The organism is Thermoactinomyces intermedius (assembly GCF_013912365.1).
GTDB classification, from domain to species: Bacteria; Bacillota; Bacilli; order Thermoactinomycetales; family Thermoactinomycetaceae; genus Thermoactinomyces; species Thermoactinomyces intermedius.
The window spans coordinates 1-2,708 of sequence record NZ_JACETT010000034.1; the positions used below are offsets into that span (position 1 = coordinate 1).

General features: G+C 38.6%; 2 protein-coding genes. Both read right to left on the minus strand.

The features are described 5' to 3' along the window. Positions 1–184: 184 nt before the first annotated feature. On the minus strand, positions 185–709 hold the full coding sequence (locus H1R82_RS08450; RefSeq protein WP_062843343.1) for an Imm6 family immunity protein: 525 nt from the start codon (positions 707–709) through the stop codon (positions 185–187). Positions 710–712: 3 nt separating this feature from the next. Further along, positions 713–1,819, minus strand: coding sequence for a hypothetical protein (locus tag H1R82_RS08455; protein ID WP_181821643.1), 1,107 nt, complete (start codon positions 1,817–1,819; stop codon positions 713–715). Positions 1,820–2,708: the final 889 nt, after the last annotated feature.

Below are 2,708 nucleotides of genomic sequence, written 5' to 3' on the forward strand. Positions count from 1 at the left end.
AAGGGTTTGATGATTTCAGAGTATCGGCTTTGGAAGTCGTGAAAGACTTCAGTGTATCGGCTTTGGAAATCATCAAAAAGTCTTTTACTCAATTGCTTCTGTGCAATTGGGACGATTAAAAGGGGAAAATCCCCTTCATATATTACGCCAAATATAGCGGAAATGTTTCCACTTAATCATTTTTTTATGCAATCAATCTCAACAATTCTTCTCTCTTAATTTTCCTATCACTGCCTGCCGGATAGTTTTCCAACAGGTATTGCTTTAAGCACTCGGACCATTCTTCTCGGTATCCTTCTACTTTTCTTATTTCTTCCATGAAACGCTGTTCATTGAATTCATCATCTAAACTTTCAAGCTCTTGTGGAAGTTCATTTTCCTTGTTGTTCAAGATATGACCCAGCCATATGACATAACTTACAGCACCAAAGATACACCAATAAGCAGATTCCGCCTGTGAATTTCCTTGAAAAGGATCGATTTCAGCCAAACCAACCATAAAGAACCCTTCATCTTCATCGTTAACTTTCATATAAATATCATCTTCATCCACCTTCTTATCCTCGACCCATTCCCAACACAAATCAAGGGTACTTCTCGCAATTGAATACCAATTCTCATAAGGAGTAAGTTTATCTATTATTTTGTCTGATAACGCTAAAAAATATGCTGCTTTCGCATCTATGTTTACCTTTTCATACCATCTCATACTCTATTTCCTCCTATCTTCCGGATAATCATATTGTTTACCATCTTTTACTATAAAAAAATGACTCTTAGTTACTTTTTGCCCCTCTTTAACTTCAGATGATACAATGATCTCAAGATTTGGATACCACTTACTAAGTTGGTATAAAACCCCTTGTCTTTTAGAGCTTTTTCCAAACCCTGCTTTACATGCTCCACATACACCTTTTGGATTAGATTGATGTAAATATAGTTTACCTTTTACATCGAGGGGGTTTGGATATAAATCATCAACAGCGTCAGCAAACTTATTAACAATCATTTCTTCAGCATGATTGGTGTATTGTTTAAGGAAAGGATTGTTTTCATCATATGGTGCTTTTATTTTTCTATTCGTATCCAAAGGCTCTAATCCAGCTGCTGGTGGTGCTGCTTCTATAACTCGTGTAGAAGCACCTTCAAACACTTTATTTTCCAAACCTTCAATATCCGTTCTGGCGACAGCAATCGTATTTAAATCAGTACCTACTGTTTCTCTCCATTTTTTCAAATCACTTTTTAGTAGGTCTGTTATGCCTGTATCAACACATCCGGGTTTAACCACCAGGAAGAAGGCATGATATCCTCCGGTTTGCCGAGCAGCAATGCAATCGTCAACTTTGGTGAAAAGATTTTTGACAATCGGGGTTTTGGCCAAAACCGGTTCCATTGATGCGACGGCTTTATTGACCGCTGGCTGGGCAAAATGAACCACTACGACAGAACCGGCTCCGAAAAAACCTGCCAAAACGGCATTTTTCCAATTGATCTTCCGCCCATGCAGGATATCGTCTGTCACACTGGTTCCAGCACCCTCGGCTGCTCCGATGAATCCGCCTTTGGTAAACATTTTTTGAATGGGAGCAGGCATCTTGGAAACCAGTTTTTGTCCTCCGCGAAGAACAGGACCCAAGAATTTGGAATTTTTGGCACCCATGATCAGTTTTTGCCCGATGCCACTCGCCAATCCCCGGGAAGCTCCTGCAGTGATGCCTCCTCCGATCAATCCCAAGAGGCCGCCAATGGCTGCTTCCAAGAAGGTCATTTTGTTAATTTCCCAACCATTCAGGGCCATACTGATCACAAATGACAAAGCCATACCACTAAGTACGGCTTGATCCTTGAACTTTTTGGAGTACTTCCCGTCAGAATGAGTACACTTCATTTAGATCACAACGAAATAATAAAAAACTCTCTCCATCACCGGAGAGATTTTTTAATAGAGATTATCTCTTGCCTTTAAAATGTTAGACTTTGAAGGTTTACAGTCTTTTTATCTTTTTGCTAAACTGAAAATAATTGATATTCCTGATGTTCAAACTTGTAACAGAAGTTATTTTTCGAGCGCCTTGATATGTCAAAAATCCCTGGGGTTGCTCGTAAAAGCTGAAACCCGCATGAAATAAAGGAAAAAGTCACTTCGTTTTGACTTGATACATAAAAAATAACTTAAATACTCTTTAATAAACGAAGGTGCTCGAAAAACCATATTGAACCTCAATCGTATCAAGGGTTTCAGACACATGCAGTCAGAATGAGTACACCTCATTAAGAGGATTGAAACAAGAAAAGGCAGGGGAGTCCTCCAACGATCACAAAAGTCAGAATGAGTACACCTCATTAAGAGGATTGAAACTCTTTTGATATTGATACTCGTCATACAATTTCTGTTGTCAGAATGGTTACACCTCTTTTGGAGGATTACAAAAACAGCCCTCTCCATTTTCCGGAGAGGGCTTTAATATTAGAACTGAAGGTTTACAAGAATTTTATTTTTTTGTAGACTGATATTAGTTGATATTTCTGATATTCAAGCTTGTAACAGAAGTTCTTTTTCGAGCACCTTGATATGTCAAAAACCCTTGGGGTTGCTCGCTATAGCTGAAACCCGCATGAAATAAAGGAAAAAGCCACCTTCGTTTTGACTTGATACATAAAAAATTACTTAAATGCTCTTTAAAAAACGAAGGTGCTCGAAAAAC

Coding starts and splice junctions, on each gene's coding strand:
- H1R82_RS08450 (WP_062843343.1), bottom strand. CDS start 709: ATGAGATGGTATGAAAAGGTAAACATAGATGCGAAAGCAGCATATTTT.